Below are 15,229 nucleotides of genomic sequence, written 5' to 3' on the forward strand. Positions count from 1 at the left end.
GGACCGCGACCCCGAGCCGTTGCTCGGGGTCGCGGCACCCGACGACTCGGTCGTGGTGTCACTTCGCGGCCTCTTGGCCAGGAAAGTCACCCAGACTGATCCCATCAGGTGAACCCGTCGGTAACCACCCACGCACCCATGCATGCATGTCACGCGACCACTGTCGAAATGGCGGGTGTCTGAGAGATAGCAGCGCCACGACCGCTGATAGAGCGGCCTGAATTGGCCGAATCCAGGCGGATCAAATCCCTTTCGCTGTGGGATGATGGAGGTATCCCGATCCGGCCCTCCCGTGCGCAACGAGGAAGGCGATACGATGGCCACAGAACCTACCCCAGAGCACCACCGTGCAAACGACACTCCCCATCCCGGTGCTTCCCGCTTTACGCGAGCGAGCGCCGCTTGGGTGGCAGTTGCCGCCGCCCTCGTGCTGCTCATCCTGCTCGTCGTGTTCATGCTGCAGAACTCCTCGAAGGTCGAGGTTCAGTTTCTGGGTGCCGATGGCAATATCCCGCTGGGACTTGCTCTGCTGATCGCCGCTGTTGGCGGGGGTGTGCTGGTAGCAATTGCCGGGATCGCCCGCATCACCCAACTGCGGATCAGTGTCCGCCGCAGCAATCGAACAACGCCGAGCCCATGAGTCGAGAAGACCGGGCTGCGGTCGACTGAGTACCGTTGAGGGCGCGCGGCAGGCCAGGAAGAGAGAACCAGGATGGGGAAGTGGCCGAGCCAATCGAGCCGGGTCCAGGCTCTGACACGACGCGCCACCGGCCGGGGCGGGCGGCGCAGATCGGTCGCCGCCACCCTTACCGAGAAGGCGTGCGCACTCGCAGCCGGAGTCAGCCGCCAGGCGCACCTTCTCAGTGACCAGATTGTCCATGGGGCCGGCGAACAAGCAGACGCTCCCGCGGCCAGACGAGAACCTGGGCCAAGAACGCTCCGCAGACAGCGGCACCCGGTTCGGCGAGGGCTCCTCGTTTTCGGGCTGGGAGCGGCGGCCGCCTACTTCCTCGACAGAAAGAATGGGCGTGAACGTCGAGAGCGTGCGCGGGCGCGTACCACCGCGGGCGCGCTGCATCTCGGCAACGGGCTCGAGCATGCATCCCGGGTCGCCCGCAAGACCGCCGAACTTGCCCAGAAGAAGCCCGGCTCGATGACCGAGGAATGAGGAGTTGTCCCGGGCGGCTTGCTCACTGAGGACATGGTCGTAGCCGTGACTCCGTGATGACGCAATGTGCCGGCGCCCCGTCACCATCGCGGGCCGACCGACGAGGGGGCGTCAGACGATCAGTTCGCCGGCAGGCCAAGGCCACGATCGGCGACCCTGCGGGCGCTGCCTGCCGTCCGCGAGGGGGGTAGGACAAGCCCACCACGGCCGTCTGGCCGGAGGCGACCAGGTCGGCCAACACGCGAACGGTCCAGCAGCAGCTCTACGGTGTGCCCGATGTGCTCATCGATGATCTCCTCGGCCTGGGTGTGGCCGGCCATGCGGGCGGTCAGCACGCTCGGTGTCACCCGCTCGACGACGTCACGGACGAATCCGGACGGGGTCGTCCCGCCATCGAGTGCGGTGCATGCTGCCGCGACCGCGCCACCGGAGTCATGGCCCAGGACGACCACCAGCGGCGCCTCGAGCACGCCCGTGCCGTACTCGACGCTGCCCAGCACCTCAGGACCCCGTCACGTGCCCCGCGGTGTGGACGACGAACAGGTGGCTCAGCCCCCGGTCGAAGATGATCTCGGCGGACAGCCGGGAGTCCGAGCACCCGAACAGCACCGCGAACGGCTTCTGGCCCGGGACCACCTCGGCACGGCGGACCGCGTCCTGGTTCGGGTGGTCGGGTGAGTCGGCAACGAACCGCTCGTTGCCGACCATCTACATGGCGAAAGCCTCGTCTGGAGGTGTGCAGATCGCCGGTCCGCCCGCGGTTGAACCGAGGCTCGGGAGTGGCGGGCGACCCAAGACAGGCCGGACGCGCCGTCGAGTACGGAGCCCCTCTTATTAGATCAGGGGAGCGATCTGGTCGTGGGCACCATGGATCCGGCCGTGGAGGTCGACTGCCGTCGCCCGGCCTTGGGCGAGCAGGTCGCAGGCAGCGTCGACGAGTCGTGCCGGCTCCGAAGCATCTGTTTTGTCCTCGACCTGCAGGAACTGTTCGGTGAGGGCTTGCTCGAGGCTCCGGCTGAGCTGTTCGAGTATCTGGGGGAGAGTCGCGGCAAGGGTTGCGATGTTCGCCAGGACGGCTCCGATGGCAGCAGGGGTCAGGTTCTCCGGCGACCACAGGGTGTCCCGGGCAAGACTCTGGGAAGCCTGCTCAAGCACCCGTGAGGTCTCGATCAACTCAGCGGTCGTGGTCATCTGAGAACTCCTCTACGCTATTGGTCCAACGCGGACGTCAACTCAGGGGTACTGGCCGCCGGCTGCGGCCTCGGCCGATCCTGGCATTTCCTCATCGAGCATGACGGCCGCTGCGACCATTGCCCAGGCGACGACGAGGATCACCTCGACGTCGCTTGCCGCGTCACGCACGGGCAGTTGTCCGGTTCGGTCGCTGCCGACCGAGGACAGCATGCTCCGGACCCTGTCTTCTTTGTCGGCGGCCACTCGCCACCGCTGGGTCCAGCCGTTGCCGTAGAGCAGGAGGTAAGCCACGATTCAGTCCCCGGCTCGCGACGAAGAGGGCCAGTCATTTGGTGCGCTCCACGAGCCGCCGTCATCGCTCCAGTGCCCAGTAGCATCGCTCTCGGGCGACTCGGTCAAAGTCTCCAGCGGCGGGGCTTCGTACACGTACCCGGGTGTGGCTGCAGCCAGGACCGCTTCCTCACCCCGTTCTGGTGGGGTGTCGGGCGGCACGACGAGCACGTACAAGACCTTTCGGTCCGAGGTCTTGAGCTGGATGATGTGGGTGTCGTCGCGGGGAAACGACCCGACCTTCACGTACCCGCCGGCCACCGGAATCCGGCGCGCTGGAACCTCCCAGTCGGGCGGGGAGAACAAGGCGCGCACCACCCGACCCGATGCGGTCGGGAAATGATCGACCAGGTCAGCCAGTTCCACGGCCAAGTCGCGGCTCTGGGGCCACCACCCGCCATCGATCGGGCCCCTCCCCGGACGCGGAGACATGCGCAGCCGCAAGGGAACACGGCGGTGGGCCTCGAGGATAGAAACTTGAGTCGTCATGGTGTTGCGCCTCTCGACCGGTTCAGAGGGTCCACGTGGAGGCTCATTAACGATCCGTCAACCCCAAGTCTACACCTGTCCCACGCGGTGTGTGCGAAGGTCTCTACCCTCTCCTACGAAGGCCGCCTGGCCTCGGCGCCGCATGCTGGTGAACGATCGCTGGAAGGCGAAGACCCAGGTGTTGAGATCATCGAGGTGACACACACCGGCAACCGGGTCGACTCGCCGGAAGAGGCCACAAGAGTGGTGGACCTCGTACGCCGCCACGTCGGTCAGATCTGGACGACCGCACACGGCTCACGGTCACTCACAGCAAGTGATGTGCTGGTGGTCGCGCCGTACAACGCCCAGGTCGCCATGATCAAGGAGAGTCTCCAAGCCGTGGCCTGGACGAGGTTCCGGTCGGTACGGTCGACAAGTTCCAGGGCCAGGAGGCCCCTGTGACTATCTTGTCGATGACCCGCGTCCTCGCAGGGCGACGTTCCCCGCGGCATGGGCTACCTGCTTAGCCGAAATCGCATGAATGTTGCGACCTCGCGGGTCCAGTGGAAGGCCTACATCCTGCGATCACCTGCCCTGACGTCGTACATGCCGAGCAGCGCCAAGGAAGTGTTGGATCTCGGTGCGTTCATCGGGCTGGGCTGCGAGGTCAGCGGCTGAGATCGGATCGTGCGGTGGTGAGGTGGTCGCAGACAGCCTCTGTAGAGGGACGGCGGGATATCCGTCGATAGCGGACAACGTCAGTGAAACCGGCGTCATCAAGCACGCCGGCGGTGATCCCACTGTCGATGACTCCGGCACGGTCGGCCCAGAGGTGCCTGCCCGTGCCCGCGGTCGTCGCGGCCTCAAGGCTCCGGGGTCCGGGCGCGCTACGCTTCATAGGACAATTGGAGAGGGGTCGCGACCGTTGGGTGCCCCCATCCTGCCCCCATAGGGCCCGATGACTTCTCGTGAAAATGCGAGAAACCCCAGGTCTCCCTGGGGTTTCTCTCTGTGCGCGAGGGGGGACTTGAACCCCCACCCACTAATACGTGGACTAGCACCTCAAGCTAGCGCGTCTGCCTATTCCGCCACCCGCGCGCAACAAGAAGAACATTATCAGGACCCCGTCCCGGTGCCGAATCGGGATGGCCCTCTGCGCACACCCGCAGGTCAGGCCGGGAGGAGGGCGCGCGCGGGGTGGTTGCTGGTGACCATCCAGACCCGCTTGTCGTAGACGAAACGGCGCAGCCGGCCGGGGTTGTCGACGGTCCAGACGAGGACCTTGATGTTGCGACGGTGGGCCCAGCGCAGCAGCCAGACGTCGGCGAGGCGCTGCTCGACGACGACCAGGTTGGAGCGGCAGCGGCGGATGCGGCCCTCGGGGAAGAACTCCGAGAGCTTGAGGTGGACGAGCTTGAGCGGGTGGTGGCGCCAGTCGACGCCACCGAGCGAGAGACCGACCAGCGTCGAGGGGGAGCGCAGGTCGGCCCAGTCACGCAGGACGCGTACGGACTCGTCGACCATCGTGGTCACGATGAAGCTCTCGTTCATCACCTCGAGGGCGATCTCGGCGGCGTCGACCTCGTGCGGGAGCCCGAGGTGGCGCGACGGCGAGGCGAACTTGAGGTCGATGTGGGCGTGCTTGCCGTGGGCGGCGAGCAGCTCGAGGGCCTCCCGGTAGCGCACCAGCCGGAACGGCGCGAGCCGCGACAGCGCCGCGTACGTCCTGGCCGCGATCTTGACCTTGCGGCCGATCCGGTCACGGATGTGGCCGTCGTGATGGAGGATGAACTCGCCGTCACGGGTGCGGTGCACGTCGAACTCCACGTAGTCGACCTCCATCCGCACGGCTTCCAGAAGCGACTCCCAGGAGTTGTCCCGATGCCCCGACTGGCGCGCGGCGGCGCGGTGCGCGGAGAGGAGGGCACGCTTCTGCATGCACCCATCGAAACCCACGCATCCGACCACCACGAAATCCTTTGCCGTCGCATAGGTGGACGTCAGGCGGCTGTTTGTCGTCACCGGTCGATACGGTGGCGGTATGACCAGCGCCGAGACCGAGGTCGTCGACCTCTGCCGTGACCTGATCCGCATCGACACCAGCAACTACGGCAACGACCCGGGACCGGGGGAGCGGAAGGCGGCCGAGTACGTCGCGGCCCAGCTCGACGAGGTCGGGATCTCCTCCGAGATCTACGAGTCCGAGTCGGGCCGGGCCTCGGTCGTAGCCCAGTGGGGCGGCTCCGCCGGCGACGGCCTGCTGCTCCACGGCCACCTCGACGTCGTCCCGGCGGCTGCCGAGGACTGGCGGGTCGACCCCTTCTCCGGCGAGATCCAGGATGCCCCAGGAGAGGGGCTCAGCGTGTGGGGCCGGGGCGCCGTCGACATGAAGGACTTCGACGCGATGCTGCTCGCCGTCGTCCGCGAGCGCCAGCGCACCGGCCGGATCCCGGAGCGCCCGATCACGCTCGCCTTCACCGCCGACGAGGAGGCCGGCGGGATGAAGGGCGCCCACGTGCTCGTCGAGGACCACCCCGACCTGCTCGCCCACTGCACCGAGGCGGTCGGCGAGGTCGGCGGCTTCTCCACCACGGTGAAGGGCCGGCGTCTCTATCTCATCGAGGCGGCCGAGAAGGGCATGGCCTGGATGAAGCTGACCGCCCGAGGCACCGCCGGCCACGGCTCGATGATCAACCGCGACAACCCGATCACCCGTCTCTCCGGCGCGATCGCGCGCATCGGCGCCCACGAGTGGCCGGTGCAGCTGACCCCGACGATGCAGACGCTGCTCGCCGCGGTCGGCGAGATCGCGGGGGAGGAGCCCACCCCGGAGAACGCCGAGCGCCTGGTCGAGGAGTTCGGCCCGGCCGCCCGGATGATCGGAGCCACCCTGCGCAACGTCACCAACCCGACCATGACCAGCGCCGGCTACAAGGTCAACGTCATCCCGACCGAGGCCACCGCCCACGTCGACGGCCGCTTCCTGCCCGGCTTCGAGGACGACTTCTTCGAGACGCTGCGCAAGCTGTGCGGCGAGGGGATCGACATCGAGTTCGACCAGAACCAGATGCCGTGGGAGACGCCCTACGACGGCGCGCTCGTCGCCGCGATGGAGCGCTCGCTGGTCGCCGAGGACCCCGACGCGCTCGTCGCTCCGTATCTGATGAGTGCCGGCACCGACGCCAAGCACTTCAAGCGGCTCGGGATGAGGACGTACGGCTTCGCGCCCCTGCGCCTGCCCGAGGACCTCGACTTCACCGCGCTGTTCCACGGTGTCGACGAGCGGGTGCCGGTCGACGCGCTCCAGTTCGGGGCGCGTGTCATGGACCGCTTCCTCGACCAGGTCTGACCGCCGACGCCGAGTCGGCTCGTCCTGACCAGAACAAGCGCCGAGTCGGCCCGTCATGACGAGCCGACTCGGCGGGGTTTTCGGTCAGGACGAGCCGACTCGGCTCCGGTGCATCAGGGGACGAGGTCGGTGAGCGTCGCCTCGCTCAGAGCCGCCACCTCGGCGTGGCCGGTGCGGTGGGCCCAGGCGGCGACCGAGATGGCGTCGCGGACCTGGAGCCGGTGCCAGGCCTCGGGTTCGCGCGGGTCGGAGCCGTAGCCCTCGAGGAACGCCTTCTCGAAGGTGTCGTTGCGGGCGAAGTCCTGGGCGGAGAGGCGGGAGAGGTCGTAGAGGGCCGGGCGGAAGCCGAAGCGGCCGGAGTCGATCACGCCCAGGGTGCCGGCGTCGATGACCCAGCTGGTCGGCTGCCAGTCACCGTGCGTGGGGACGAGCACGGTCGTCGGCGTCGGCCACGATTCGATCTCGGCGCGGAGCCGGTCGGCGAGATCGGCACCCAGCCCAGCCTCGTCCAGCGACGCGAGCGCGCGCTCGTCGAGCTCCGGCTCGTAGTCCTCGTCCTCGACGCTCGCCTGGCCGTGGAAGGTCGCCAGCAGCTCGCCCGCCTGGCGGTAGATCTCGGGGTCGTGGATCGCGTCCGAGGTGCTCGCCGGCTCGCCGTCGAGGTGGGTCATCACGATGATGCGGGCATCCAGGTCGGCCTCGACGAGGCTCGGCGCGCGGCCGGCCTCGGTCCAGGGGGTCAGCCAGCTGCGGAAGGCCGCGAGCTCGCGGTCGATGTGGCGTACGCCTTCTGCTGTTGTCTTCACGAGGAAGCGGTCGTCGCCGGCAGCGAGCACGAGGGCGGTGGTGCCGGCGCGGTGCAGGTCGCTGCGGTCGGCGACCAGCTCGGCTCCGGGGAGCCATCGGTCGAGGAGGTCGCGCTGGGCGGGGGTCAGGGGGTCGGGTGCCGAGATCACGGGCGGATCCTGCCAGCGCGGTAGGGGCTCACGACACCGTGTCGCGGGCTGATATCCGTGTTGTTGGCGCCTTGTGGGCGCCGCTTGGCTCAGAGCGGAAGAACGACCTCGGCGTTGAACGTCTCGACCACGGGCTCACCTGCGAGGTTGGGCCCGATGCTGGTCAGGGTCGCGTTGCCGATAGGGCCGATCCGCATCCAGGTCGCGGGCGGGGCGTTGAGGACCTCGCGTACGAACCAGGCGACCACGAAGGCGTGGGTGACGAGCACGACCTCCTCGTCGTGGTGCTCGAACCAGAGCTTGTGCCAGGCGGCCGTGAGGTCGGCGCCGTCGAGGTCGCGCTCGGCCTCGGGTACGTCCTCGAACCACTCCCAGCGGTGCGTCGGGTAGTCACCGCGTCGCTCCACCGACGGCACCGGGGTCCGGTCGGCGAGGAGATCGGAGACCGCCGCGCCTGCGCCGAGGTTCTCGGTGAGGATGGTGGCCGTCTCCGACGAGCGCCGGCTCGGACCGTGCAGGATCCTACGGACCGGACGGAAGGCCAGTCGGTTGGCGAGGGCCCGGACCTGGCGGCGGCCGACGTCGGAGAGGCCGGGGTCGGCCTGGTCCTCACCGGCGGCTTCGCCATGGCGGATGAGATGAATCACGCCAAGGACCTTAGTTCGGTTGAGCGCCCAGGCCGGTCAGGACGCCCCGAGAGCCGTCAGACGGTGAGCCGCTGCCGGATGATCTTGCGCCGGAGCGTCACCCGGCGGGTGCCGTCGGCGGTGATCCGCACCCGGTCGAGCTCCCAGCCGCCGTGCTCGGCACGCTCGACGAGAAGCTTGGTGACGATGTTGCGGGAGAACTCACGCGAGAAGGTCACCTTGTCGTACTCCCACATCACTCCCGGGCGGGGCGGACGGCGTTCGGCTCGGGCCAAGGCAGCACTCCTTCTGATGGACTACTCAGGAGAACCAGTGTGCCGGAAGAGATGTTCCCGTGCGGGCAGTTAGACCGCCGACACGTCGTCGAGGGCGAGCGCGATCTCCGGAGGCAGGGTCAGGTCGGCGACCTGGAGGGCCTCCTTGAGCTGTGCGGCCGTACGCGCCCCCATGATCGGTGCGGTGACGCCCGGCCGGTCGCGCACCCAGGCCAGCGAGACCTGCAGCGGCGTCCACTCCAGGCCCTCGGCCGCCTTGGCGACGGCGGTGACGATGCCGCGCGAGCGCTCGTCGTCGTAGACGTCCACGCGGGACGAGAAGGTCGGGTCGGCGCCCCGGGAGTTCGACGGGATGCCGGTGCGGTACTTCCCGGTCAGCACGCCACCGGCCAGCGGTGACCAGGCCAGCACGCCCATCCCCATCGCCCCGGCGGCCGGCAGGACCTCGTACTCCACGTCGCGGGCCAGCAGGGAGTACTCCACCTGCGTCGAGGCCAGCGTCGCGCGACCCGGCACGGATCGCTGCCAGGTCGCGGCCTGGGCGGTCTGCCAGCCGGTGTAGTTGGAGACCCCGACGTAGGCCGCGCGGCCGCTGCTCAGCGCCATGTCGAGCGCGGTGAGGGTCTCCTCGAGCGGCACCTCGGGGGACCAGACGTGCACCTGCCACAGGTCGACGTGGTCCACGCCGAGCCGCTTCAGGGAGCCGTCGAGGCCGGTGAGCAGGCCCCCACGGGAGGTGTCGACGCCGCGGTTGCCGCCGCGCCAGGTGATCCCGGCCTTGGTTGCCAGGACGATGTCCTCGCGGGCCACCACGTTCTCGGCGAGAAGCGATCCGACGAGCTTCTCGGAGGCTCCGTCGCCGTAGCCGGCGGCGGTGTCGACGAGCGTGCCGCCGGCCTCGGTGAAACCGGCCAGCTGCTCGCGGGCCTCGTGCTCATCGGTCACGCTGCCCCAGGTCATGGTGCCCAGGGCGAGAGACGAGACTCGCAGCCCAGTGGCTCCGAGGAGTCGGCTCTGCATGAGGACAATCTATCGGTGCCCTCCGTGACGCCCCGGCCGGACACGCTGGCGTGACGGCGGACACACCGACAGGGAGGCAGCGGCGTGGTGCTGCGTACATGCCCCTTAGAGTGTGCGCCCGTGGATTATCTGCAGGCGATCGCACTGGGCATCATTCAGGCACTCACCGAGTTCCTGCCGATCTCGTCGAGCGCACATCTGCGCATCTTCCCGGAGCTGCTCGGCTGGGGTGACCCGGGCGCGGCGTTCACCGCCGTGATCCAGATCGGCACCGAGCTGGCGGTGGTCGCCTACATGGGCAGGCACATCGGGAGCATCATCTCCACCTGGGCCCGCAGCCTCTTCAAGCCGGAGCTTCGCAGCCACACCGACGCCCGGATGGGCTGGTTCATCATTGTCGGGTCGATCCCGATCGTGATCCTGGGGCTGCTGCTGCAGGACCTCATCGAGAAGGACCTTCGCAGCCTCTACATCGTCGGCAGCATGCTCGTGGTGATGGGCATCGTGCTCGGCGTCGCCGACAGGATCGGCGAGAACCGCAAGCGCTTCGACGACCTGTCCTGGCGCGACGCGATCCTGATGGGCTTCGCCCAGGCCGGCGCGCTGGTCCCCGGCGTCTCCCGCTCGGGGGCGACGATCTCGATGGGCCGCGCGCTCGGGTACGAGCGGGCGACGGCGACCGAGTACGCGTTCCTGCTGGCGCTCCCGGCGGTCTTCGGGGCCGGTCTGTTCGAGATGAAGGACATCGCCCACGAGGACAACCTCTACGGCTGGGGCCCCACGATCGTGGCCACGATCGTCTCGTTCGTCCTGGGCTACGCGGTGATCGCGTGGCTGCTGAAGTACCTCTCGCGCAACACCTACACGCCGTTCGTGATCTACCGCGTCGTCCTCGGTGTCGCGGTTCTCGTCCTCGTCGGCGTGGGTGTGCTCACCGAGTGGTGATCGTGACAAACTCGACCATGTGTCTGAGTCTGGCAAGAAGCCTGCCGTAACACCCGCTGCGATCGAGGAAGCCGCCGCGCGCACGATCGCCACGCGCACGGCCGTCGAGCGCTCGGTCAGACTCTCGGAGAGGTACGCCGCCGAGGTCCTGCTCAAGCGGGAGGACCTGCAGCTGGGGCGCTCCTACAAGGTCCGCGGCGCCTACAACCTGATGAGCTCGCTGACGCCCGAGGAGCTCGAGCGCGGCGTCGTGTGTGCGTCGGCCGGCAACCACGCGCAGGGCGTCGCGATCTCCTGTGCCCGTCTCGGGGTGCCCGGCCACATCGTGGTGCCGACCAACACGCCCAAGCAGAAGCGCGACCGGATCACCGCGCTCGGCGGGTCGCACGTCACTCTGACCCTGCACGGCTCGACCTACGACGAAGCCTCCGCCTACGCCTATGAGCTCGGCCGCGGGCTCGGCGCCACCTACGTCTCCGCGTTCGACGACCCGCGCACGATCGCCGGGCAGGGCACCGTCGGCTACGAGCTGACCTCGCAGATCTCCTCGCCGCTGGACGTGCTGCTGCTGCCGGTCGGTGGCGGTGGGCTGGCCTCCGGGGTGGCGACCTGGGTGCGCGAGGTCTGGCCGCAGACGCGGATCATCGGGGTCGAGCCGGCCGGTGCCGCCTCGATGGCCGCCGCGATCGAGGCCGGTGGGCCGGTGCGGCTGGACACGCTCGACACCTTCGTGGACGGGGCCGCGGTCGCGACCGCGGGGACGGTGACGTACCCGATCGTCAAGGAGTACGTCGACGAGCTGGTCGCCGTGCCGGTCGGTGCGGTCTGCGTGGAGATGCTTGAGCTCTACCAGACCGAGGGGATCATCGCCGAGCCCGCCGGTGCGCTCGCGGTGGCCGCCCTGGGGCAGATCGACCTGCGCGGCGCGACGCGCATCGGGGCCGTCCTCTCCGGTGGCAACAACGACGTCTCCCGCTACGCCGACGTGCTCGAGCGGGCGCTGATCCACCAGGGGCTGCGCCACTACTTCCTGGTCTCGTTCCCACAGGCGCCCGGCGCGCTGCGTGGCTTCCTCGACGACGTCCTGGCCGACGGTGAGGACATCGTCGTCTTCGAGTACGTCAAGAAGTCCAACCGCGAGCACGGCCCCGCGCTGATCGGCATCGACCTCGACTCGGCCGACGGGCTCGACGGGCTGCTGGAGCGGATGGGCGCCAGCGACCTGCTCATCGAGCGGATCGAGCCGGACTCTCCGCTCTTCACCTTCCTGCACTGATGCGGGTGTCCAAGGCCGCCCTGATCGGCGTCGTGGTCGGCGTCGTGGTGGGCGTCGGGCTCGTCTCGGGGTGCTCCGGCAAGGCGGTCGACGCCGGTGGAGACCCCGGCCGGATCACCCACCGCGCCGTCGCGGCGGTCGCGCTCGAGCACCTGCCGACCGACACCTCCAGCCGGGCCGCCTCCTACACCTCCGAGTCGACGCCTCCCGAGCAGGTCTCGGTCGACCTCCGCTACGGCGCCGACGGGGAGTCTGACGGCGACCTGGTGAGCGTCGTCGTCTCGGCCCGGCCGCCCGAGGGGGACGGCGCCTGCCGGCGCGAGCTCGGGCAGCACTGCGTGGACCTGCCGACCGAGGTGAAGGGCGCCGAGCTGCAGCTGCGCTGGACCGACGAGGAGCCCGAGGAGGACCCCGGCGGCGTCGGGGTGGTGCTGTTGCGCGACGACGGCGAGACGGCCACGATCGGCTACTCCGGGCCGGTGATCACCGGCGACCCGCGCGAGCTCGACCTGCCGATCGATGTCGAGAAGCTGGTCGCCGTCGTCGAGGACCCGCGTCTGCGCTACCAGGCGACCGCCTCGACCCTCGCCCTCGGTGAGGAGCTCGACGACTGGAAGGGCGGCGAGCCCGACCCCGACGCCTACCAGCTCGTGCACAACACCGACCACGGCATCGCCCAGGCCTACGTCGGCGGCCGAGGTGGCTACGGCTACTACCAGGGCGTCATCCGCTCGCCGCTGCGCGAGCGGTTCGGGCCCGACGCCATCGGCGGGCGGCTGCTGCAGCGCTCCTCGCCCGGCTTCACGGGCATGCCGGACGCCGACATCGACGTCCTCGCCGCGCCGTCCCCGCCCGCCTGGATGACCCGGGAGCCCTGCTCGGCGCCCGCGCTGCGTGCGCACTGTGTCACCACGAAGGGCGAACGCGGCTCGCTGGTCTTCTCGTGGAAGCCCGCCAAGGGCGATGACGTGGGCTGGGCGTGGATGATCTCGATGCGCCAGGACGAGGTCGTCGCGGTCCGCTACCGGGGCCCGCGGATGCCGGCCGGCTACGACGAGGCCGCCGCGCTCACCGAGTGGTATCAGGGCGAGCAGCTCGACGCCCAGGGCGGTGAGGCCGAGTCGGAGTTCGCCGACGACCTGTCGCTGTGGTGCGACCGCGAGCACCTCGACGCCCGGCCGGTCAAGCAGCTCGACTGAAGGTCAGAACCAGCCCGACTTCCGGAAGAAGATCCACAGCCCGGCCACGACGGCGACCATGAGCAGCAGCGCGAACGGGTAGCCGAAGGTCCACGACAGCTCGGGCATGTGGGTGAAGTTCATCCCGTAGATCCCGGCGATCAGGGTCGGCACCACGACCAGGGCGGCGCCGGCGGAGATGCGGCGCATGTCCTCGTTCTGCTGCAGCGAGAGCTGGGCCAGGTGGGCCTCGAAGGCGGAGGAGAGCAGCGTCTCGAGGTTCTCGATCGACTCCACGATGGAGGAGAGATGGTCGAGCACGTCGCGGAAGTAGGGGCGCAGGTCGGGGTCGATGTCACCCTCGCCGTTGGCGAAGCGGCGCACCGGCTCCCGCAGCGGCATCACCGCGCGGCGTACCTCTGCCAGCTCGCGACGAAGACGGTAGATCCTGGCCGAGTCCTGGGTGCGCTCGTCGGAGAAGACCGAGGTCTCGACCTCGTCGACGTCCTTGGTGAGCTCGTTGGCGACATCCACGTAGCCGTCGACGATGTAGTCGACGACGGCGTAGACCGCCGAGTAGGAGCCCTCGGTGAGAAGCTGCTCGTCACTGGTCTCCAGCAGCTCGCGGGCGGGCGCGAGCCGCGAGCCACGACCGTGGCGGACCGTGATCACGTAGTCGGTGCCGATGAAGAAGGCGACCTCGCCGGTCTCGACGGCGTCCTCGGCGTCGACGTACCAGAGCGTCTTGACGACCAGGAACATGCCGCCCTCGTAGCGCTCCAGCTTGGGCCGCTGGTGCGCGGTGAGCGCGTCCTCGACGGCGAGGGGGTGCAGTCCGAAGGCCTCGGCGACCTCGTCGAGCTCGTACTGGCTGGGCTGGTAGAGCCCGAGCCAGACGAAGTCGCCTTCGTCCTTCACGCCGCCGCGCAGCGTCGCGTAGTCGTGAGGCGCGCAGTCGGTCCTGTCGCGCTCACCGGCGCGGTAGAGAGCGCTGTCGACGATCACGTTGTCAGGTTAGGCCATGCCGCCCGGCATTGTGGGACGGCTTCGCCGGGATGGATAGGGTCGCCAACCGTGGCGACGATGATCCTGGTGAGACACGGCCGTACGACGGCGAACGCATCCGGCACCCTGGCCGGCCGGCTTCCCGGCGTGCGGCTGGACGAGCGCGGCCTGGAGCAGGCTGCCCGGGCGGCCGAGCGGATCGCTCCGGTGCCGCTCGCGCTGGCGGTCACCAGCCCGATGGAACGTTGCCAGCAGACGCTGTCGGTGATCCTCGAGGGGCGGGCCGACCTGCCGTCCGTGGTCGTCGAGGAGGGTGTCTCCGAGTGCGACTACGGCGAGTGGCAGGGGGAGAAGATCACCACGCTGGCGCGCCGCAAGCTGTGGAAGACCGTCCAGACCCAACCCTCGGCGGTCACCTTCCCCGGCGGCGAGTCGATGGCGGCGATGCAGGCGCGAGCGGTCGAGGCCGTACGCCGCCACGACGCCGCCGTCACCGCGGCGCACGGTGACGCGGCGGTCTGGCTGTGCGTGAGCCACGGCGACCTGATCAAGTCGGTCCTGGCCGACGCCCTCGGCATGCACCTGGACCTCTTCCAGCGGCTGCACGTCGACCCGGCCTCCGTCTCCGTAGTCCGCTACGGCGAGGGGCGTCCCTCGGTGCTGGCCACCAACACCCACGCCGGGGACCTCTCCTGGCTGGCTCCGAAGGCCCCTGCCAAGAAGGGACGCAAGTCGTCGCGGCGGCGCAACGACGACGCCGTCGTGGGCGGTGGCTCGGGTCCTGAGGACGGTCTGGATAAGGTTTGACCATGCCTGTGATGCACGCCTTCGACCCGCCCGAGCGATTCGTCGTCGGGACCGTCGGCGAGCCCGGTGCGCGTACGTTCTTCCTCCAGGCGCGTGAAGGAGCCCGGGTCGTCTCCGTGGCCCTGGAGAAGCAGCAGGTCACGGTGCTGGCCGAACGGCTCGACGAGCTCCTCGACGAGGTGATGAAGTCGGCTCCCGCCGTGGTGCCTGCGATGGCGCCCTACGAGCTCGACGACAACGGCCCGCTGGAGCAGCCGATCGAGGAGGAGTTCCGGGCGGGCACGATGACGCTGGCCTGGGATCCCGACGAGGACAAGGTCGTCCTCGAGGTCTTCCCGATCAGCGAGGCCGAGATCGTCGCCGAGGTCGACGAGACCGGCCAGCTGGTCGACGAGGACGCCGTCGCGGCCATCGAGCTGGAGGAGCCGGAGCCCGACGAGGTGCTCCTGGTGCGGATCGCCCCGCGCAACGCCCGTGCCTTCGTCAAACGGGCCGAGGCGGTGCTGGGCGCGGGACGCCCCAACTGTCCGTTCTGCGGCAACCCGATCGACCCCGAGGGGCACCTGTGCGTCCGGGCGAACGGGTTCAAGCGGCGCGACCCGGTCTGA

The 15,229-nt window shown here is 69.2% G+C and carries 19 protein-coding genes and 1 tRNA gene; 8 read left to right on the forward strand and 12 right to left on the reverse strand.

The annotated features are described in order from the left end of the window. Positions 1-406: 406 nt before the first annotated feature. Entirely contained in the window at positions 407-640 is a 234-nt protein-coding gene (locus UG56_RS28640; RefSeq protein ID WP_045548072.1) for a LapA family protein, read from the forward strand. A gap of 647 nt (positions 641-1,287) precedes the next feature. Here the strand turns inward: UG56_RS28640 and UG56_RS28645 are convergent. From UG56_RS28645 to UG56_RS08490, 5 genes are all read right to left on the reverse strand, one after another. Then, complete coding sequence (locus tag UG56_RS28645; protein WP_218145166.1) at positions 1,288-1,668, reverse strand: carbonic anhydrase; 381 nt, start codon at positions 1,666-1,668, stop codon at positions 1,288-1,290. A 1-nt stretch (position 1,669) separates the two neighbouring features. Continuing rightward, positions 1,670-1,876 (reverse strand): carbonic anhydrase, encoded by a 207-nt coding sequence (locus tag UG56_RS28650; protein WP_218145167.1) that lies wholly within the window; start codon positions 1,874-1,876, stop codon positions 1,670-1,672. 126 nt (positions 1,877-2,002) lie between these two features. Continuing rightward, positions 2,003-2,359: a hypothetical protein gene (locus tag UG56_RS08480; RefSeq protein ID WP_045548071.1), complete on the reverse strand. Its 357-nt coding sequence runs from the start codon at positions 2,357-2,359 to the stop codon at positions 2,003-2,005. A 42-nt stretch (positions 2,360-2,401) separates the two neighbouring features. Beyond that, positions 2,402-2,653 carry a hypothetical protein gene (locus UG56_RS08485; RefSeq protein ID WP_045548070.1) on the reverse strand — a complete coding sequence of 84 codons (252 nt, stop codon included), beginning with the start codon at positions 2,651-2,653 and terminating at the stop codon, positions 2,402-2,404. Between the two features lie 3 nt (positions 2,654-2,656). Next, entirely contained in the window at positions 2,657-3,181 is a 525-nt protein-coding gene (locus tag UG56_RS08490) for a DUF5994 family protein (protein WP_052693381.1), read from the reverse strand. A gap of 519 nt (positions 3,182-3,700) precedes the next feature. Between UG56_RS08490 and UG56_RS28285 the strand changes: the two genes are divergently transcribed. Continuing rightward, a complete protein-coding gene (locus UG56_RS28285; protein ID WP_177191441.1) occupies positions 3,701-3,841 on the forward strand; it encodes a hypothetical protein in 141 nt (46 codons plus the stop codon). Between the two features lie 334 nt (positions 3,842-4,175). Here UG56_RS28285 and UG56_RS08495 read toward each other — a convergent pair. Beyond that, positions 4,176-4,261 (reverse strand) — tRNA-Leu (locus UG56_RS08495). Positions 4,262-4,333: 72 nt separating this feature from the next. Continuing rightward, positions 4,334-5,101: a glycerophosphodiester phosphodiesterase gene (locus UG56_RS08500; protein ID WP_045548069.1), complete on the reverse strand. Its 768-nt coding sequence runs from the start codon at positions 5,099-5,101 to the stop codon at positions 4,334-4,336. A 103-nt stretch (positions 5,102-5,204) separates the two neighbouring features. Between UG56_RS08500 and UG56_RS08505 the strand changes: the two genes are divergently transcribed. Next, positions 5,205-6,512 (forward strand): M20/M25/M40 family metallo-hydrolase, encoded by a 1,308-nt coding sequence (locus tag UG56_RS08505; RefSeq protein ID WP_045548068.1) that lies wholly within the window; start codon positions 5,205-5,207, stop codon positions 6,510-6,512. A gap of 113 nt (positions 6,513-6,625) precedes the next feature. Here the strand turns inward: UG56_RS08505 and UG56_RS08510 are convergent, their stop codons facing one another. The 4 genes from UG56_RS08510 to UG56_RS08525 all read right to left on the reverse strand — a co-directional run bounded on the left by UG56_RS08510 (position 6,626) and on the right by UG56_RS08525 (position 9,410). Further along, complete coding sequence (locus tag UG56_RS08510; RefSeq protein WP_052693379.1) at positions 6,626-7,468, reverse strand: phosphotransferase family protein; 843 nt, start codon at positions 7,466-7,468, stop codon at positions 6,626-6,628. A gap of 89 nt (positions 7,469-7,557) precedes the next feature. After that, the gene (locus UG56_RS08515) at positions 7,558-8,115 is read right to left on the reverse strand and encodes a histidine phosphatase family protein (protein ID WP_045548067.1); all 558 of its coding nucleotides are present in this window, start codon (positions 8,113-8,115) and stop codon (positions 7,558-7,560) included. Positions 8,116-8,171: 56 nt separating this feature from the next. Beyond that, on the reverse strand, positions 8,172-8,351 hold the full coding sequence (locus UG56_RS08520) for a DUF5703 family protein (RefSeq protein WP_040756208.1): 180 nt from the start codon (positions 8,349-8,351) through the stop codon (positions 8,172-8,174). Between the two features lie 108 nt (positions 8,352-8,459). After that, positions 8,460-9,410 carry an aldo/keto reductase gene (locus tag UG56_RS08525; protein WP_045548066.1) on the reverse strand — a complete coding sequence of 317 codons (951 nt, stop codon included), beginning with the start codon at positions 9,408-9,410 and terminating at the stop codon, positions 8,460-8,462. A gap of 120 nt (positions 9,411-9,530) precedes the next feature. Here UG56_RS08525 and UG56_RS08530 point away from each other — a divergent pair, with 120 nt between their 5' ends. The 3 genes from UG56_RS08530 to UG56_RS08540 are packed head-to-tail and all read left to right on the forward strand — an operon-like array spanning position 9,531 to position 12,830. Continuing rightward, on the forward strand, positions 9,531-10,355 hold the full coding sequence (locus UG56_RS08530; RefSeq protein ID WP_045548065.1) for an undecaprenyl-diphosphate phosphatase: 825 nt from the start codon (positions 9,531-9,533) through the stop codon (positions 10,353-10,355). Between the two features lie 19 nt (positions 10,356-10,374). Beyond that, a complete protein-coding gene (gene ilvA, locus UG56_RS08535; protein ID WP_045548064.1) occupies positions 10,375-11,631 on the forward strand; it encodes a threonine ammonia-lyase IlvA in 1,257 nt (418 codons plus the stop codon). 5 nt (positions 11,632-11,636) lie between these two features. Continuing rightward, positions 11,637-12,830: a hypothetical protein gene (locus UG56_RS08540; protein ID WP_177191442.1), complete on the forward strand. Its 1,194-nt coding sequence runs from the start codon at positions 11,637-11,639 to the stop codon at positions 12,828-12,830. A 3-nt stretch (positions 12,831-12,833) separates the two neighbouring features. On the opposite strand, the gene corA is transcribed toward UG56_RS08540, so the two are convergent. Continuing rightward, a complete protein-coding gene (corA, locus tag UG56_RS08545; protein WP_045548062.1) occupies positions 12,834-13,814 on the reverse strand; it encodes a magnesium/cobalt transporter CorA in 981 nt (326 codons plus the stop codon). 78 nt (positions 13,815-13,892) lie between these two features. On the opposite strand from corA, the gene UG56_RS08550 reads away from it, so the two are divergent. Both UG56_RS08550 and UG56_RS08555 read left to right on the forward strand, forming a co-directional pair. Beyond that, positions 13,893-14,621, forward strand: coding sequence for a histidine phosphatase family protein (locus tag UG56_RS08550; RefSeq protein ID WP_442756961.1), 729 nt, complete (start codon positions 13,893-13,895; stop codon positions 14,619-14,621). Between the two features lie 2 nt (positions 14,622-14,623). Beyond that, positions 14,624-15,229, forward strand: a complete 606-nt coding sequence (locus tag UG56_RS08555; protein WP_045548060.1) for a DUF3090 domain-containing protein — start codon at positions 14,624-14,626, stop codon at positions 15,227-15,229.

This window comes from Nocardioides luteus, assembly GCF_000960475.2.
In the GTDB taxonomy this organism is placed as follows: Bacteria; Actinomycetota; Actinomycetes; order Propionibacteriales; family Nocardioidaceae; genus Nocardioides; species Nocardioides luteus_A.

Coding starts and splice junctions, on each gene's coding strand:
- UG56_RS08490 (WP_052693381.1), bottom strand. CDS start 3,181: ATGACGACTCAAGTTTCTATCCTCGAGGCCCACCGCCGTGTTCCCTTG.
- UG56_RS08505 (WP_045548068.1), top strand. CDS start 5,205: ATGACCAGCGCCGAGACCGAGGTCGTCGACCTCTGCCGTGACCTGATC.
- UG56_RS08525 (WP_045548066.1), bottom strand. CDS start 9,410: ATGCAGAGCCGACTCCTCGGAGCCACTGGGCTGCGAGTCTCGTCTCTC.
- UG56_RS08550 (WP_442756961.1), top strand. CDS start 13,893: ATGATCCTGGTGAGACACGGCCGTACGACGGCGAACGCATCCGGCACC.
- UG56_RS08480 (WP_045548071.1), bottom strand. CDS start 2,359: ATGACCACGACCGCTGAGTTGATCGAGACCTCACGGGTGCTTGAGCAG.
- UG56_RS28285 (WP_177191441.1), top strand. CDS start 3,701: ATGAATGTTGCGACCTCGCGGGTCCAGTGGAAGGCCTACATCCTGCGA.
- UG56_RS28650 (WP_218145167.1), bottom strand. CDS start 1,876: ATGGTCGGCAACGAGCGGTTCGTTGCCGACTCACCCGACCACCCGAAC.
- UG56_RS08500 (WP_045548069.1), bottom strand. CDS start 5,101: ATGCAGAAGCGTGCCCTCCTCTCCGCGCACCGCGCCGCCGCGCGCCAG.
- UG56_RS08520 (WP_040756208.1), bottom strand. CDS start 8,351: ATGTGGGAGTACGACAAGGTGACCTTCTCGCGTGAGTTCTCCCGCAAC.
- UG56_RS08555 (WP_045548060.1), top strand. CDS start 14,624: ATGCCTGTGATGCACGCCTTCGACCCGCCCGAGCGATTCGTCGTCGGG.